This window comes from Methylosinus sp. PW1 (genome assembly GCF_000745215.1).
In the GTDB taxonomy this organism is placed as follows: Bacteria; Pseudomonadota; Alphaproteobacteria; order Rhizobiales; family Beijerinckiaceae; genus Methylosinus.
This window is the reverse complement of the sequence record NZ_JQNK01000009.1, coordinates 817166-834207: the sequence shown is the minus strand read 5'-3', so window position 1 is coordinate 834207 and position 17042 is coordinate 817166. Positions and strand designations below refer to the sequence as shown.

Sequence of the window (17042 nt, the reverse complement as noted above, 5' to 3'; positions counted from 1 at the left end):
CAAAATGCCGAACAGCTCATTGCCGGCGACAATTATCAGAGGCCTATACGCTTCAGCATTTCAGGAGTCGGAAGAGGAAGGGCGTTTGCCAGAGGTACGAGGATTCTCCTTTCGAAAGGCCAGTGATTTCGATTTTACATCCTGTACCAAGATACTCCCCTTCAACTTGTCGCGTGTAAGGTCGTCGATGTCAAAGACTTGCGCGCATAGATCCTTGACTATTTTCACAGTGTCATCATCGGCGGCGCTCATGAATCCTTCGATATCAGAGCAAAACTTCTTGATTTTTTGTGAATTTAATTGCGGAATTGATTCGCCGCATACATAATATTTTATCGCCATAATTATGTGCCATCTAGCTTTCGAATACCGTTGATCTATCCGTTTATTTCCAATAAGTATTGTAAGTCTATATAAAGTATATGCTGCCACATGGTATACGTCCTCTAAATACGCGGGGTTGAAAACAAGAGATCTCATCTCACTGGTCAATCTGTTTGGATACCGACTTGCGATTTCTGGCTTATCAAGAAACATGGCTGCGACGCATCTGGCCAACTCTTTTATGTCAAAGACCCGAATCGCCTTGACATTCTCGTCGCGTGAGAATTGATTTCGACGGCGTTCAAAATATAGGCGGAATTCGTCGTCAGCTCCGCGTGCTTCGAAGTATCTTTCGAGAGCTTTAACTGCATCCAGAGTGGCTAAAAACTGCTCTTCATCTACCTTAGCTTGTCTGTTTGTAGAACGAACTATGTCATCTACAACGGATGGGTCTGAAGTCTCGATAAGCTTAAGCATGATAGTTGCGTCATCATCGATTTTGTTCCAGTTCTGAAATAGAACATTCGATGTCTGGCAGCCATTCACAATCTGAAAATCTTTAATGGAAATCTCCAGACCACTGCTACGTACGTCTGGTGAAATCATTGTAATACCGTTGTTCAGGATGCCAAATCGTTTTTGCTTGTTCGGATCGGCGATTGTTTCCGCCATCTCTTTGTTGACGTCCCCTTCGACCCCGAGAAAATCACGCACATTTTCTTCGAAAATGTGCGGTCGCAAACGCCCGTTTTTGTCGACGAGAATCTGCTCGATAAAGTCTTTAGCCCTCACGGTGACGGCGTAGCCCTCTTCGATTCCTGGCGTTCGCGGAAATGCCGCGCTGCCAAGCACTCGAAGGGTAGCTTCGACTTGACCCTCGGCAGCTTTCCACATCTCGACGATACTGTCGCGATTTACCAAGAACACCTCGCTGTCGCTGAAATAGCCGGTGTTTTCCAAGGAGGCTTTTATCGCCTGCTGTGCTGAAAGGATCTCGCGGTCCGCCGACGCCCGTGCGGTCGTGGCGAAGAACGCCTCGACCTTCGGCTTGCCGTCGCGTATTTTTCCAACGTGTTTCAGCACGCCATCGAATACTTCACGCACGTTTTTTATGTAGTCAGCCTGTGGATAGGCCGATTTTTCCGCTAGAAAATCGTTTATTGCAGATTCGAAGACGTTGATCTCGGCCTTATCCCAAGCTTCTGATGTCTTGGCCTGCGCGAAGACAATTGTCACGTCGGCGTCCCGCTTCCGACCCTTCATTGCCTCCTCGACTTCCTCGATGGAAGACACATACGAGTCATCAACAAATATCATAATGCCGTCGAGCCCGGGGTCGTCGCCTTTGTAAATAAGATCCTTTGGGTCTATATGCTCTGCACAGTGCTGACGGAACACTATATAATTCAGAAATGCCTCAAACTGCTTTGTTTCATTTTCGCCTATTGCATGTTTTCTCTCGAAATCGTCTAGGTGGCTTTTGACAACGCGATGCATGGGGAGGCTTTCTATGCGTTCGACGGGAAAGAGATAGCGAATTCAGATGGGCGGTTCGCCTTGTTTGAGGGCCGAGTTTTGCTACCGATACCGCTAGGGAACCGTCTTCATCAACGGTCGGACTTCATGAAGGTGTGAGTAGAACTCGGCATCTCGACCTGCCCACGTTCGCCTCGAAGACCGCCCGCGCAAATCCGGGCGGCGTGACGCTGCGTAGGTTCCCCCGGTCCGAGGTCTCGGGCATGTGGTTGATGAACTTCGGACGTCCGATGGGGATCGGCCTTTTCTGCGGGAAGCGGAAGCCGCCGCCGGTCCATAGGCACGTCCTTTTCGGATAGTCGTCGGCCTCGCCGCCCTCATAGCCGCCGAATTCGTTCGGGTGGAACGAGAAGTCCGGGCGCCGCCAATAGCTGCTGAGGGTGCTGACGGGGTTTTCGATCATCCAGGGGGCCTGAGACCACTCGCAAATGCGCCGGCAGGCGTCGACGAGTTCCGCGGCTGACGCCAAGGTCCCCACGCCCTTGTCTCGGAACCAGCGCGCCCCGCTGACCGCGAGATGCGTGCAGGGCGGCGCGGCGAACACGATCGCATAGCGGCGCGGCGGCGGCATCCACGCCCGGACATCCGCGCCGATCCAGGTGATCCCGTCGGAGCGCTTTGCAAAACCGGCGAACCCGTGATTCTCTGGGGCGTCCGAGGGATGTGAGTCACCGATGTCACGCCGCAACTTCAGCCAACCTTCGCTCGCCGACGCATTCGTGAAAGCCTATTCTCGTCCTGGTGGGTTTCTGGAAGATATCGCCAAGACGTTCGAGTGGAGCGCGTTCGACGTTATTTTGCGTCCGCTGCATTCTTCGAGCGACGGCGCGCCGGCCTATCCGCCACTGACCATGTTCAAGATCGTGCTGTTGCAGCAGTGGTATGGGCTGTCCGACCCCGCCGCCGAGGAGGCTGTGCGCGATCGCCTGTCGTTTCGGCGCTTTTGCGGGGTTCCGCTGGACGAGGAGACGCCGGACCATTCATCGATCTGGCGGTTTCGTCAGCGGCTCGCCAAGCTCGGCCTCGACGAGAAACTACTTGCCGAGGTCAATCGACAACTCGACGCGCGCGGGCTGATCGTGAAGCGCGGCACGCTGGTCGACGCCACTATCATCGCGGCCGCCGTGAAGCCGCCGCCCCACGACGAGGGGCAGGTCAATCCGCGCGACCCGGACGCGAGCTTCACCAAGAAGAACGGCGAGACCTACTTCGGCTACAAGGCGCATCTGGCGGTCGACGAAGAAAGCGGCATCGTGCGCCAAGCGGAGATGACGAGCGCCGATCTGCACGACAGCCAGCGCGGCGAGGCGATGATCCAGGGCGATGAAGAGGCCTATTACGGCGACAAGGCATATGATAGCGCAGCGCTACGCAAGGCGTTGAACGACAAGAAGATCGACGACAAGATCGCCTATAAGGCGAAGCGCGGAGCGCGACAGCCGGACTGGCAGAGATGGTTCAACAAGACGGCGTCGAGCGTTCGCGTCGGCGTCGAGCGCGCCAACGCGACGATGAAGAACTGGTATGGGATGGCGCGAGTACGCTACCGCAGCCTCGCGCGCAACAATTGTCATCTTCAGTTCGTCGTCATGGCGATGAACATGAAGCGGGCGCGGGTTCTCGAAGCGGCGGCATGACGCCGCGAGGGGAGAGGTGTGTCTCGAACCGGATAGGGATGCGAAAAATGACCGGCTGACGGCGCAGAGCATTGCGCCAGATGGCGCGCGGGCGCATCAAAGCCCGTCGATTGCGGCCGAAAAACCGTAAACGCCGAGACCTCGGCTATTCTGCGAAGCGCTCCCGTCGCGCGCGTGTTCGCCCGCGGGATGCTGGAGGTCGACGCAGAAGCATTCGAAGCCGGCGTCGGCCCAAGGCTTCGCCATGTTGCCGGTGCGGTCGCAGAGGCTGAGGACGGCGCCCTTGTTGGCGTTCATGAGGCGCACGACATTCATCGCCCAAGGCGGCACGTCGCCGGCGGACACCCACCTCGACACCGTCTCCCGCGTCACCCCGAGGGCGCGCGCCATCGGCGCCTTCCAGCGGGCGCCGAACAGGACGGGGCCCGCCCGGACGAACGTGGCGGCTTCTGGCGCGCTCTCGACCGTGACGTCACCGCACGCTTTTTCCAGCATCGCGAGGTCGTCCATCATGACCTCCGTGATGCTGCATCACGCGCGGCGGCGACCGTGCGTTCTACGTACTGTTGCGGCTGGCTGTGTTCACGGGCCTTCGAGGATGCGGACAGGACTTCCGCGACCTCGGATGGGGGCATCCCTTGGACTAGTAGTGTCCGGGCGATCGCGAAATCGGCGCGGGAGCGGTCGAGCGTGGCGCCGTAGCGGGCCGCGTAAGGGGCGAGCAGCGTGTCGTAGAAGGTCGAGCGGTCACGGTCGCCGAGGGCCGGCGCGACGGATGTCGCGCAATTTCCTAGCGTGCGCGCCGCGCGCGCCCCCTGTTGATCGTCGGTGGGCAGTGCCGTGGGGTCGGTGGCCATAGCGGCGAGCACTGGATCAAGGCGTGCGGATGCCGTCCGCAGGCGCGCGTAGGGGTAGCTCGCGTCGGCGCGGCGGTGTTTCGGCTTTCGGTTCGTGAATCCGGGCAGCCTGCCGGCATGGCGTGCGTCCGCAGAGGCTAAGTCGCCGCCCCATTGGGATGCCATGAAGCGGGCCAAGGCCTTCGCCGTTTGGTCTTCAGTGGTTTCGGCGTCGAAAAATGCTTGAAAGTTCCGCAGGGACGACTCGACGACCACGCAAGGGCGGTGGCCGGCAGCGATCATACCGTTGAGAGTGTCTAGCGAGATGTCGTCGACGAATATGAAGCGCGGGTCGTCCGGGCGTCCGATCAGGTTGTAGCCGGCCGCGTTTTTTGCTTTCAGAAACGGGGTCAGGGCTGGGAGACCTGCTGCGGTGACGCATCTCAACACAGATGGCACATGCTCGGCGCGGTCGGGCCAGACCGCCCGGATATCGTAGCGGTCAGCGGGCATCGCGGCGGCCCAGCGGAGCAAGGGTTCGGTCATGATTGGGTCCGCGCTTGGATAAGCGCCTCCAATGTCTGCACTCGGCGCTTCAGTTCGGCGATCTCGCTGAGGAGGCGTGCGTTTTGCTCCTGCAATGCGTCTCTTTGAGCCGCGGCGATTTGGGCGTCTGTCCGGGCGTGCTTTAGGCGGTCGACCTTGGCCGTTTGGCGGAAAGTGATGTGTTCCACCGCCTCGATGAAGCGCCGAGTGAGATCCGGGTGCTTGCCGACGCGCTCTTGGTCGATGTGAACGTCCGACCAAACGCGGAGATTGCCATTGGGCCCTTGCCAGGCTCGGAGCGCGCTGCGGTTTTTGGGCCACGCGACGCCCGCAGGGACGCCGTTCTTGGCCCAATCCTCCAAGAGCGCGACTTTGGCCGTGAAAGCGGCTTTGACGGCGGCTCCTTTTTGGGCGGGGGTTTCGTTCGCCATGCTATCTCCCCCGGTCCCTTACGGCGGCTCGGGCGCTTTCCAAGGTCGCCTTATAGGCGTCGAGACGCGATTGGGCGGCGACACGAAACCGCTCTGCGGGACTCTTCGTAGCCTGTTCTGCCTCCTCGATTTTTCGCTTCATGACGATGACATTTTCAGCGAATGCCACGCAATGTTTGCAGTCGTAGCATTCCTTGGGGCCCGAGAATGCGTAGTTGGCCCGCGTATCGGCGGCGCCGGTGACTTTCGCTTGCATTTGTAGGCAGATGGCGTCAGCCGTGTCCTCGGGGACGTCCGGGCGGCAAGCGCAGTGGGCGTGCCGGCCCGGATGCGGCTCCAAGTAGCGTTCGGGCGCGCGGCTTCGCAGGAGATCCAGCAGGGCCGTGCGTTCTCGGTCGGGCGAGCAGTTCATTCGGCTGCCGATCGTGATGTTGTTACGGGCTTGGGCGACGAGGTCCTCGAGTTCGTCCATCAGCAGTGCGGCCCCTCGACCGATTGGGGACTCGTCGTTGTCGTAGATCTGCATGTTTCGTTCAACGAAGTATTCCTGCCTGACGTCTTCATATTCGACGGCGACTTCTTTCATCCGTCGCATCGCGTCGCGCGCCTCGGCGGAAATTCGTTCATTTTCTTGAGCTTTCGCGCTTCTCGCTTCGACGATTTCACGCATTCTCATATGGGCGCCGGGAATAGTCTCCGTAATGTAGCGGCGTGTCATTTCTGGATCAAAATGCCTGAGAAAGCGGCTTATGGCGTCAAGATTAGAATAGCGATTATGATGATAATAATAGATCGCAAAAGCGCGACGCAATTGATGCGGCTTGAATTTCCAGAGGGTACCGTCGCTTGACGTTCGAGCGCCGACGATGTCTGCGAAGCTATTGAGTGTAAACTGAAGCATTGTTTGGATATATATTCTTTGACCGGTGTTAAGTTCGGATTCGCTTAAGCTAGGGCGATGGACCTTGGTAAGCCAATTGGTTTTATCCTTTAGGCGGGCTGATTCGCTCAATCGCTCCAAGATTTGAACGGCCACGGCGACCGCTGCGGGGACGGGAATTTCGGCGTTGTCCCTAATCGTTTTTTCGATGTAGCTGGACAGTATCCATGCTCCTGACACTTGATCTTTGTAGACGCATCCAGCCTGTAGGCTGTTCAACTCTCCGTGGCGTCGCGCGGAGAATCCGCCGATCAGGACAAGACAGGCGGTAATCAGATGAGCTAGGGCCTCTTCAAGAGTTATGTCGTCTGGATCAAATGCTTTATTGTGGCGTCGCCAAGTCGGAGAAAGGCGGCGGCCGTTGAAAGTGTAATCCTCAGTGAGTGCCTTAGTCACTAGCGTGAATATATTTTTCTGTGACCTGCGTTCATGTTTTTGCGAAAAAATCTCTGATTGACAATCAGCTATAAGCTTGCAGCTATCCAATATAGGCTTTGAATAGTCGAGCACCCATCTGGCCGCGCCGTCGAGAAGGCGAAGCCAGTTTTCCGACTCCAGCGTGCCGGTGCGTCCTTCGCCGGCTTGTAAATTCAGTGTTCGTCCTACTTGCCGTGCCCGTGCGTCAATGGATGTCTTTTCGAATGGATTAAATTCAAGCTGATCGTGAGAAATTAGTCCGATATTTGAGGATAGATGGAGCAAATCCCAAACCGTGAAAAATTCAAGTGCCCGTTCGTAAGCTATTAAGGTTCCTTTGTCGTTCTGTTCATTATCATTATTTGCATCATCAACGATTTCTGTTTCAGGCAGTGAACCACCCCCTTCCGCAAGGTTACGAATCCTCTTTCGATTGGTGGCATTAAGAATTTGAAACGGCACTCCAAGCGTCCGCCCGATTTTGCCGAAGTCGACCAGTATGTTGGACCCGTCCCGATAGCGAGGCCAATCATATTCCCCCTCCCGATACCGCTTTTCCAGCCGCGCAAGGCGGCTTTCGAGATCGATTAGATCGGGCAGTCCGCCCGACGCCAGTCGATCACAAAAATCATCGAACAGGGCCGGAGATAGCTTGGACATTTCCGTTACGTTCAGCGCGAGGCGCCACCGAACGATCCACGCAAATGTGAAAACCATTTTAACGGTTCTTTTGGCGGTGCGGGCTGGGCGTAGGTATTGCCCCCGCATAGTTTCGATGACGAGGATCTTGGCGGTCAGTAGGTCGTTTACGCGCGACTCGTCCGTCAACAGCATCTCTTCGGATACGGGCTGACGGAAGTCGAGCTTGAAGTCAGAATCTCGGACTTTGGCAGGGTCGGCAGTGCGGAGTATCCAGTAGTCGTGGCGCAGGTCGGCGGCGTCACCTTCAAATGTTTGATCTGATTCGCTGTTTGGCTTGCTCGCGACGAGCCATTTCGGGCGCTCGTAGTCTTCTAGGACGTCGTCGTGGTATTGGCGGGTGGTGGGGTTTGAAGCGACGTTCATGTCAATCCGTCAATTTCATTCGATGAAAGGCAGTGCAGCCTTGCCGTTTCGGAGGTCTGCCGCCGCCGTCCGGGCGGCGCGCCAATAGCGGGGGCCGAGGTGCTGCTTGAACACTTCACGTCCGATGGCTTTGGCCATGGCTAGCAGCGGCAGAAATTCTTGCCTAAAGCGGACGATATTAGGGTAGTGGGTCTGCATATGGCGAAGCTTACGATGCGTCAGATAAAGTTCGGTTAAGCGAGCGTCGTTAGGGTAGAAATGCAAAGGTTTGGCTGCGGGCGGCTGCTTGTCATCTCCATCCGAGTGGTTTTCTACCACCAAGCCCAAGGCCGTCGTTATGCCAGCGAGTTTGGCGACGTCGCGCATGCGCTCAAGCTCTTCCACGGTCTTTCCGAGCCTTTCGGCCACGATGTCTTGATCGAGTTCTCGGGTTACAATGCCCTCGATCGCGTCTTGAAATAGACGAATTGATGCGTCTAGTTCGGCATTGACCGTCGGTGTATTGAGATAATGTGGCTGTAGAACACCACTGCTATTATGACCGGCTGCTGTTTTTGTTGCAGTGATTGACCCAGTTTCGTTGCGGATCAGTATCAAGTACGTCTTCCTAATTGATTTTATCATAAACTCCTTACATCCAATTATTGAATCTGGATCAACAAGCTTTTTTAAATTAGATGTTAATTCTAACCTTTTTGGTATACACTGTGTGTTTGAGTATATCCAAAACGAGTCTCCGAATAATATATTTGACCTATCTCCGAACTCGAGTCGCAGCGACTCGGCCATGGCTGAATATCTCGTAATTACATCTACCGCTGAAAGTCTATTGGATGCTGAGTCCGTGCTCAAGCTGGCGTAGCCGTCACCGATTCCGTTCGGGTCACATTCTCCAATAGTTTGCTGCCAATATGTGGTTGCTATCTCCGCTCGGCTATCGTTGAGAGCCTGACCGACGTAAGCAAGAACATTGTGCCCAGCCCTTTTTTTAAAGCTCGATATGAAGGATCGTTCGGCGATAAATGCTTCGCTAGACGAGGAAAATACAAATGGGCTTCGTGGGATATCCTGTGCAGGTTGCAAATTCCAACCCGTGTCGCACAATAGGACTCCCAGCGCACCTAGCATCCCGGGGGACACAGGGCCGAAAGCTGCACGATACGCGGAAAAGGCCGTGGTTCTATGATCCCATACGCACGACAGATCGAACCCGCCTGCGCGACGCCAGAGTTCTGGGTCGCGAGGCAAGCGTTCACGGTCGATCCGGCTCAATTCGAACGACCCCGTCGTTCTTATGGCCGCACGGAAGATTTCCAATCCATCTCGAATCGCCTCCCAAGCATCTCGATCGCTACCGAGATCGGGCGGATCACCCGCGAGAAGACGTTGTCCAAAAACAAAAAGGCGTTCGTAAAACAAGAAGAGGGCGAGAAATTCGGCTCGGACGAGTTCGAGCGCCCGCCGCTCGCGCTCATAACCAGACATCCCGTTGAGCTCGGGCCAGTGGATAGCCTCCCCCAATGACGGCGTGGGGTCGTAATCTCGCCCGCCGACCCTGATCGCAAATCTGGAAAACCTTTTTGGAATGCCGCGGCAACCTTTTGATCTGAGGTCCTCCAGCCCGAGCCGGGCTCCGTCCAATCGGTTCCTACGTGTACTGCCTTTCAATCCATTGTCGGAGGCTAGGAATGCATCACGCCACGCGTGTAGGACGTCCACGAACGCTCGCTCATGCGCTATGCCGGTAGGAAATAAGTCCGTTCCCCCCGCATCATAGTTTTCGTGGAAACAACGCCGAATGCGATCTCCCTGCGATCCGGGCGAGCACGTAGTGAGATATTCCAGAAAGGCCGCGAGACCGCGACGTCGTTCTCCTCCAATCGCACGAACCGCTGCGACAAGTTCCTTATCGTAGTGCTGCTCCCATCCGGGCTCACACATAGATTCTATCCCCTAAGCGAGTTCGCCGGCGAATCGCCACGTGCCTTGCTTATGATGAGGAAGCCTATATGAACCGCTAATGCCTTGTCAGACAGGCAAGTCAGTCATGCACATGAAAATTTAATACGTGAAAAGGCAACCACATCGGCGTCGGCGCGGCGCTCGCGCCGCTGCGCGATGACGGCGTTCTCATTCTCGGCAGCGGCAACAGCTTCCATAATCTGCGCACATTCTTCGACGGCGAGGCGAAGGCCGCCGCCGGCTTCGACGCCTGGCTGACAGATGCCGTGACGAAGCCGAGCCCCGAGGAGCGCAATGCGCTGCTCGCGCAGTGGAGCGCGGCGCCGTTCGCGCGCGCCTGCCATCCGCGCGAGGAGCATCTTCTGCCATTGATGGTGGTCGCGGGCGCGGCTGGAGCGGATGTGGGACGCCGCGTCTTTCACGATGCCGTCATGGGCAAGGCGATTTCCGGCTTCGCCTTCGGCTGAGTGCGCGGCTCGACCGCTCAGGCCGCGTCGCGCGCTTCCGCGGGTCCGAAATAGTCGAGATAGCGCGCGTCGATCTCGGCGACGCGCAAGACGACGAACACATCCGTCGTGTTGAACTTGCGATCGACCACGGCGCCGTCGCCGAATTTGGCGCCGCAGCGCAGATAGCCCTTTATCAGTGGCGGCAGCGCGCTCATCGCCTTGCGCGGATCGACCGCCTCTTTCGCCAGCATCTCCATCGGCACATGCATTTCGCGCCGCGCGCTCACGCGCCAATCTTCGTCGGCGCGCGCATGATGCGCGAGAAAGCTCAGCGCCGCCGCATGGGCGAGCGGATTGGCGCCCTCGAGGCTCGCGCAGCCGATCATCGCATCGATGCGATGATGCCGCACATAAGCGAGTATGCCGCGCCACAAGAGCTCGATCGTGCGCTTGCCGCGATATTGCTCGAGCACACAGGAGCGGCCGAGCTCGAGAAAGCGCGCTCCGCCGTGACGGGCGAGCAGCGGCGCAATGTCATATTCGCCGGCCGAGTAGAATCCGCCCTTCTTCTGCGCGACGTCGCCGCGCAGCAGGCGATAGGCGCCGACGACCTTGGGCTTGATCTTGCCGAAGCGGTTGCGCGCCGCATGATCGATGACGATGAGATGATCGCAGAATTTGTCGAAGCGATCGGCGTCGCGCCGCGTGATCGCGGCCTTGGCGTCGGGAATTGCGCCGCCCTTGCGGAAGAAAACCTTGAAGCGCAGCCTTTGCGCCTTGCGGATTTCCTTCTTGCTGCAGGCGAGCCGCACCTCGAGCGAGCCGAGCAGCGCGAGCGGGCCTTCGAGCCCGCCATGCTTTTTCTTTTTCGGCTTCAGGAGATTTTGCGGCTTCAGCAGGGGAAAGGCGCCTGCGATGATCTTGCGGCCGGCGTCGGCGTGGATCGCCCACATTTCGCGTATCGTCTCCGCTCGTGTCGCGCTCGCGCTTTGCGAGCGCTTGCGTTCGAAGCGTTAGATCACGGGCGGGCGAAGCTTTTGTGACGACCTGCGGCGTTCGGATCGCGAGCTTTCGGACTCGCATCGCGCGCAAATATCTCTCGGAGACGGCGCGCGAAGATGCGCGCCGTCTCGTTTGTCTTTCTTCAGCGCCGATGCGTCTCGGCCTGCGGTCCGCTCAGCAGCGGCGTTATTCGGCGCACGGTCACGCGGCGATTCTCGCGCGAGGGGCCTTGGGTCTGCACTTTGAGATATTGCTCGCCATAGCCTTGTGTCGTGAGATTTTCCGGCGGCACGCCGAAGTCGCGCGACAATATCGTCGCCACCGATTGAGCGCGGCGATCGGAGAGCGACAGATTGTCGACGTCCGAGCCCACCGCATCCGTGTGGCCTTCGATAAGGAACACTTCGGCGGGATTGCGCTTGATCGCTTCGTTGAGCGCCTCTGCGACCGTTACGAGGCGTTGCGCCTGATCCGGAGTGATCGCCCAGGAGCCCGTGTCGAAATTGATCGTGTCGATATCGACGCTGCGCGTATAGGCGCGCACGGACGGGCTGTAGCGAATCTCGTCCAGCGTGTAGCGGCGCGGCATGGGCGCGAGCGGCGGCGCCGTCAGCGTCTCATAGATCAGACGCTCGTCGGCGGCGCCGTAATCGACGACATAAGCGTCCGGCGCGATCTCGATCGGTGGCGGCGGCAGCACGACCACCTCCTCCGCAAAGCCGCGCGGCGGACCGCGGAAGCCATTGTCGATGAGGATGACCTCGCGGCCGTCGGGGAAGCGGCGCAAGCGGCGCAGCAGCACGCCATTGGCGTCGGTGTAGGTGAGCACCTCGCCGCCGTCGCGGCGGGCGTAGACGCTCACATATTCCTCGCCGCGTCGCTCGCTGCGCAGATTGCCGCCGAGCTCGCGGAAGCGCTCGTTCTCATCGTGACGGATGAAGGCGCCGCCGCCCTCTCGGACGATGGTGCGGCCGGGCTCTTGCACGACCGTCACGCCGTCGCGCTCGAATTGCTGGCGGCGTGCGTGCACGTCGTCGAGCCGATGCGCGCCGGGCTGGCTCAGCACGAAGCCGCCGACGAGGCCGGCCGCCGCGCCGATGGCGGCCGCCGCGGCCGGGGAGACGCGCGGTCCGCCGCCCGCCGGCGGCGAGCCATAGGCGGCTCCAGCCGGGGGCGGCCCGCCTGCCGGCGGAGCGCCATAGGCGGCGCCTCCGGCCTGCTGCGGAACATGCGGCGGGACGCCGCCGGCGCCGGGAGGCGCGGCGGGCGGGATCGCGCCTTGCTGTCCGGGCGGCAGAAAGCGTCCGCCAGGACCTGCGGCCGGCGGCGCGCCCGCACGATCTCCGGCCGGAGCAGCGCCGGGCGGCGGGCCATTGGGACGCGGCGCAGCGCCGGGCTGGGCCGTGGACGGCAGGAAGTTTCCGCCCTGCGCCGGCGTCCCGGCGGGCGGCTGTCCATGCGGCGCCGGCGCCTCGGGCGCGCCGCCGGCCGCTGGTGTGGGATGCGGTCCGCCGAGATGCGCCGGCGCTCCATTCGCGCCATTGGGCGGAAGGTTTTGGCCGCCGCCGGCGGGCGGGACCGCGGAGCGCGCCGGCTGGGCGGGGACGGCGGGCGAGGCGGGAGGCTGCTGTCCAATAGCGGGCGTGACGATCGGAGCGGCTGGCGCGATGCGCGCGGCGGGCGCGCCGGCGCCGGGGCCATGGTCGCCGCTCGGAGCGGGAGCGGGGGGCCGGCCAGCGGTGGGAGCGCGATTCTCATGCGGGATGGCGGGCGAGGGGCTCTGGGCGGCGGCCGGATTGGCGGGCGCGATTGGATGGGGAATGGGAATGGCCGCAGGCGCCGCCGTGGGATGCGGCGGCGGAGCTTGCCGAATCGGCGCGGCCTGCTGCGGCGGATGGATTATGGCGGGGGAGGGCGGGGCCGGCGGCGCTGCGCGCAGCTGCGGGCGCGGAAACGGCGGGGCGCCGGCTCCGGGATAGGGGGCGGGCGGCGGCGCGGAGGGCGCATGCTGAATGGGCGCCGGATGGAAAGGCGCCGCGGGCGGGGCCGCGGGGCCGGATGGGGGGCTGGCGCCGGTTGGGCTGGCCGCTGCGCCGGTGGGCGTTTTTCGTGATTTGGATCATAGCCTTGCGGCGCGGCCTGCGCCAGCAACAGGGCTTCGCCGGCCGCCGCCGGCGCAATTCCGGCTTGCGGGCCGAGCGCCAGCGACGGCGTCATCAGCCCCGCGAGCAGCAAATTTTTTCGTCTCGACATCGTGTTCTCCCGTCAAGGGCGTGAGCAATCGCAATCCCCGCGCTGCCGTTGTGACCTGCGCGCGGGGCGAAATTTTTTCTTTTTTGTGGCTATGGCGGCGCGCCGTCAGATCGCCTCGCGATCGCCATTCGCGCGGCGGCGCGCGACGTCGATCGCCTCGAGAATCGTCCTCGACAGGGCGTCGAACTCGACGGGCTTGGTCAGCAAGAAATCGACCCCGGCTCCGCGTGCGGCGCGCTCGTCTTCCTCGAGCGCGCTGGCGGTCAGCGCGATGATCGGCAGCCGCCGCGCGCCCATGCGCGCCTCCTCCGCGCGAATGAGGCGCGTCGCCTCGAGGCCGTCGAGCTCGGGCATGAAGACGTCCATCAATATGGCGTCGAAGGGCCGCAGCCGCCCGCCGATGGAGGAGCGCGCCAGCTCGACGGCGCGCGCGCCATCCTCCGCGCGCGTGACCAGCGCGCCGAGCTTCTCGAGATGGCGGCAGACGATCAGCGCATTGACGTCATTGTCCTCGGCGACGAGCATGCGGCGGCCGGCGAGCGTGCGCTCGGGCGCGACGTAATCCGCGTCATTGCGCGTCGGCGGCGGGGCGGCGGACAGGCGCTCGACCAGCGAGGCGGCGCGCACCGGCTTCACCAACCAGCCGTCGAAATGGCGCAGCGCCGCCTCGCCGAAGGCGCGTCGCTCCATGGGCGAGAACATCAGGAACACGCGGCCGGCGCCGGCGCGGCGCGCCTCGTCGGCGAGACGCTCGGTCGCCTCCTCGCCGAAGGCGCAATCGACGATGACGGCGTCGAAACGGCCATCCGGCTCGCCGTCCAGACGGCGCGCGCCATGCGTCTCCTCCCGCGCGATCTCGGTCTGCGCGCCGGCGCCGCGCAGGATCTCGGCCATGAACGGCCCTTCGAAGATCGTCGGCGAGACGATGAGGACGCGCGAGCCGGCGAGCGGCCGCTTGCGTTCGCGCGTGCGGTCGTCGAAGAGCGCATGCGGCCCGCGCGGCAAAGTGAAGGCGAAGACCGCCCCGGCGCCGGCCTGCTCCTCTATCTCCAGCCGGCCGCCCATCAGCGCGGCGAGATGGCGCGAGATGGCGAGGCCGAGGCCGGTGCCGCCATGGCGCCGCGTCGACGAGCCGTCGCCTTGCTCGAACTCCTCGAAGATGATCTCGCGCGCCGCCGGCGCGACGCCCGGCCCCGTGTCGGCGACGCGAAACGCCAGCGCGCCTTTGGCGTCGCGCTCGACGCGCAGGCCGACGCCGCCGCTCGCGGTGAAGTTCACGGCGTTGCCGGCGAGATTGACCAGCACCTGGCGCACGCGCGCGGCGTCGCCGGCCACGATTTCCGGCGCGTCCGGCGCGATATAGCTCGCGATCTCGAGATGCTTGGCCTGGGCGCGCGGCGCCAGCAGCTCGACGACGCCCTCGACGAGCGGCGCCAGCGCGAAAGGCTCGACCGAAAGCTCGATCTTGCCGGCCTCGATCTTGGAGAAATCCAGAATATCGTCGATGAGCTGGGCCAGCGAGCGGCCGGAGGCGGCGATCGCCTCGACATAGCTCGCCTGCTCGGCGTCGAGCCGCGTCGCCGCGAGCAATTGCGCGAGGCCGAGCACGCCATTGAGCGGCGTGCGAATCTCATGGCTCACCGTGGCGAGAAAGCGCGATTTGGCCTGGCTCGCCGCCTCGGCGCGGTCACGCGCGGCGGCGGCGGCGCGCAGCTCCCAGATTTCGTCGCGCAATCCCTCGAGCTCGGTCTCGACCGCGCGGCGCCGGCGCGCCCGCCGCGCGCGCGCGAGCCATAGCCAGACGCCCGGCGCGAGAGCGGCGAAAAACGCGAGAACGGCAAAAACGCAAGGAGGAACAGCGGGCATGCGGGATGGTCCAAAGCCATACGACGAAGATGCAATTATTCCACGGCAATCGACAGAAAAGTATGAATTGGGCTCAAGCGGCGACGCGGGCTCCGGCGGAGCCGCCGCGATAGGCGAGAGCTTCGGCGAGATGGCGGCGCGCTATGGCGTCCGAGCCGTCGAGATCGGCGATGGTGCGGGCGAGCTTCAGCGCGCGATGGAAGCCGCGCGCAGAGAGGCCGAGGCGCTCGGCCGCCTCGCGAATCAGCGCCGTTCCAGAGGCGTCGAGCGCGGCAGCTTTCTCGATCGCGCTGGCCGGCGCGCTGGCGTTGGTGGTGGAGCCGGAAAGGCCGAGAGCCGCATAGCGTCGGCCCTGCCGCTCGCGCGCCGCGGCGACGCGCGCCGCCACCTCGGCCGAGCCCTCGGCCGGCGGCGGCAGCACGAGATCGGCCGCCGAGACCGCCGGAACCTCGATCCTGAGGTCGAAACGGTCGATCAGCGGGCCGGAGAGCCGCGCCTGATATTGGGCGATGCAGCGGTCATTGGGCTGGCGCCGGCAGGCGAAGCCCGGCTCCAGCGCATGGCCGCAGCGGCAGGGGTTCATCGCCGCGACGAGCTGAAAGCGGGCCGGATAGACGGCGCGATGATTGGCGCGGGAAACGGCGACCTCGCCGGTCTCCAGCGGCTGGCGCAGGCCGTCGAGCGCCTGCGCCTGGAACTCCGGCAGCTCGTCGAGGAACAGCACGCCATTATGGGCGAGCGAGATCTCGCCCGGACGCGCATGGGAGCCGCCGCCCACCAGCGCCGGCATGGAGGCGGAATGATGCGGCGCGCGAAACGGGCGCCGATCGGTGAGCTCGCCGCCGGCGATCTCGCCCGCGACGGAATGAATCATCGAGACTTCCAGAAGCTCGCGCGGCGACAGCGGCGGCAGAATGGAGGGGAGGCGCGCCGCCAGCATGGATTTGCCGGCGCCGGGCGGGCCGTTCATCAGCAGATTATGGCCGCCGGCCGCCGCGATCTCCAGCGCCCGCTTGGCGCTCTCCTGGCCCTTTATGTCGGAGAGGTCCGGCAGCGCGGCGGCGGCCGCGCGCACGGCCGGCTCGGGCCGCAAGAGCGCCTGCACGCCTTTGAGATGATTGACGAGCTGGATCAGCGAGCGCGGCGCGATCACCTCCATGTCGCTCGACGCCCAGGCCGCCTCCGGCCCGCATTGGCGCGGGCAGATGAGCCCATGGCCGCGCATGTTGGCGGCGACCGCGGCGGGCAGAACGCCGGCGACCGGCGCGATGGCCCCATCGAGCCCCAATTCGCCGAGCACGGTGAAGCCGTCCAGCGCATCCGAGGGGATGGCACCGATCGCCGCCATCACGCCGAGCGCTATCGGCAGATCATAATGGCTGCCCTCCTTGGGCATGTCGGCCGGCGCGAGATTGACGGTGATGCGCTTGGCCGGCAGGGCGAGGCCGGAGGCGACGAGCGCCGCCCGCACGCGCTCCCGCGATTCGGCGACCGCCTTGTCGGCGAGGCCGACGAGGGTGAACACGACATTGCCGCTGGCGATCTGCACTTGGACGTCGACAGGCTTGGCCTCTATGCCCTCGAAGGCGACCGTCGCGACTCTGACCACCATGGCGAAAAGCTCCGAGACCCCGATATCGCTCTGACGCAAACGCCGCCATAGTAGACGCGCGATTTCGCCTCCGCAAGAACAATATGAGAACGAAAATTGGCCATGCTTCGGCAACTGGCCGCTAACCGGCGAGAGCTAGTCTGGGGCCGGTTTTAAGGATCGGCAA

At 62.2% G+C, this 17042-nt stretch carries 14 protein-coding genes; 3 read left to right on the top strand and 11 right to left on the bottom strand.

Translation table 11 applies throughout. From position 1 onward, the window contains the following. Positions 1–60 precede the first annotated feature (60 nt). Both K369_RS13240 and K369_RS13235 read right to left on the bottom strand, forming a co-directional pair. Positions 61–1821: an AIPR family protein gene (locus tag K369_RS13240; RefSeq protein WP_084570669.1), complete on the bottom strand. Its 1761-nt coding sequence runs from the start codon at positions 1819–1821 to the stop codon at positions 61–63. 124 nt (positions 1822–1945) lie between these two features. Beyond that, positions 1946–2548: a hypothetical protein gene (locus tag K369_RS13235; RefSeq protein ID WP_051949271.1), complete on the bottom strand. Its 603-nt coding sequence runs from the start codon at positions 2546–2548 to the stop codon at positions 1946–1948. Between K369_RS13235 and K369_RS13230 the strand changes: the two genes are divergently transcribed. After that, on the top strand, positions 2535–3497 hold the full coding sequence (locus K369_RS13230; protein ID WP_051948759.1) for an IS5 family transposase: 963 nt from the start codon (positions 2535–2537) through the stop codon (positions 3495–3497). The genes K369_RS13235 and K369_RS13230 overlap by 14 nt on opposite strands. A 96-nt stretch (positions 3498–3593) precedes the next feature. Here K369_RS13230 and K369_RS13225 read toward each other — a convergent pair whose 3' ends face one another. From K369_RS13225 to K369_RS26495, 5 genes are all read right to left on the bottom strand, one after another. After that, complete coding sequence (locus tag K369_RS13225; protein ID WP_036291798.1) at positions 3594–4007, bottom strand: hypothetical protein; 414 nt, start codon at positions 4005–4007, stop codon at positions 3594–3596. Then, on the bottom strand, positions 4007–4879 hold the full coding sequence (locus K369_RS13220) for a DNA-primase RepB domain-containing protein (RefSeq protein ID WP_036291796.1): 873 nt from the start codon (positions 4877–4879) through the stop codon (positions 4007–4009). The genes K369_RS13225 and K369_RS13220 overlap by 1 nt, the downstream gene beginning before the upstream one ends. Next, positions 4876–5241: a hypothetical protein gene (locus K369_RS13215; RefSeq protein ID WP_156967880.1), complete on the bottom strand. Its 366-nt coding sequence runs from the start codon at positions 5239–5241 to the stop codon at positions 4876–4878. Before K369_RS13215 ends, K369_RS13220 begins: the two co-directional genes overlap by 4 nt. 70 nt (positions 5242–5311) lie before the next feature. Further along, positions 5312–7732 (bottom strand): hypothetical protein, encoded by a 2421-nt coding sequence (locus K369_RS13210; RefSeq protein ID WP_036291793.1) that lies wholly within the window; start codon positions 7730–7732, stop codon positions 5312–5314. A gap of 15 nt (positions 7733–7747) precedes the next feature. Further along, the gene (locus K369_RS26495) at positions 7748–8329 is read right to left on the bottom strand and encodes a hypothetical protein (protein WP_156967879.1); all 582 of its coding nucleotides are present in this window, start codon (positions 8327–8329) and stop codon (positions 7748–7750) included. Between the two features lie 585 nt (positions 8330–8914). Here K369_RS26495 and K369_RS13195 point away from each other — a divergent pair. Both K369_RS13195 and K369_RS13190 read left to right on the top strand, forming a co-directional pair. Beyond that, on the top strand, positions 8915–9256 hold the full coding sequence (locus K369_RS13195) for a hypothetical protein (protein ID WP_036291787.1): 342 nt from the start codon (positions 8915–8917) through the stop codon (positions 9254–9256). Positions 9257–9843: 587 nt separating this feature from the next. Next, positions 9844–10161, top strand: a complete 318-nt coding sequence (locus tag K369_RS13190) for a class III extradiol ring-cleavage dioxygenase (protein ID WP_371033325.1) — start codon at positions 9844–9846, stop codon at positions 10159–10161. Between the two features lie 17 nt (positions 10162–10178). Here the strand turns inward: K369_RS13190 and K369_RS13185 are convergent, their stop codons facing one another. From K369_RS13185 to K369_RS13170, 4 genes are all read right to left on the bottom strand, one after another. Next, the gene (locus tag K369_RS13185; protein ID WP_036291785.1) at positions 10179–11096 is read right to left on the bottom strand and encodes a GNAT family N-acetyltransferase; all 918 of its coding nucleotides are present in this window, start codon (positions 11094–11096) and stop codon (positions 10179–10181) included. A gap of 191 nt (positions 11097–11287) precedes the next feature. Further along, positions 11288–12211, bottom strand: coding sequence for an OmpA family protein (locus K369_RS27725; protein WP_051949270.1), 924 nt, complete (start codon positions 12209–12211; stop codon positions 11288–11290). A gap of 1292 nt (positions 12212–13503) precedes the next feature. Further along, a complete protein-coding gene (locus K369_RS13175; protein ID WP_036291783.1) occupies positions 13504–15264 on the bottom strand; it encodes an ATP-binding protein in 1761 nt (586 codons plus the stop codon). Positions 15265–15337: 73 nt separating this feature from the next. Next, positions 15338–16876 carry a YifB family Mg chelatase-like AAA ATPase gene (locus K369_RS13170; protein ID WP_036295142.1) on the bottom strand — a complete coding sequence of 513 codons (1539 nt, stop codon included), beginning with the start codon at positions 16874–16876 and terminating at the stop codon, positions 15338–15340. Positions 16877–17042: the final 166 nt, after the last annotated feature.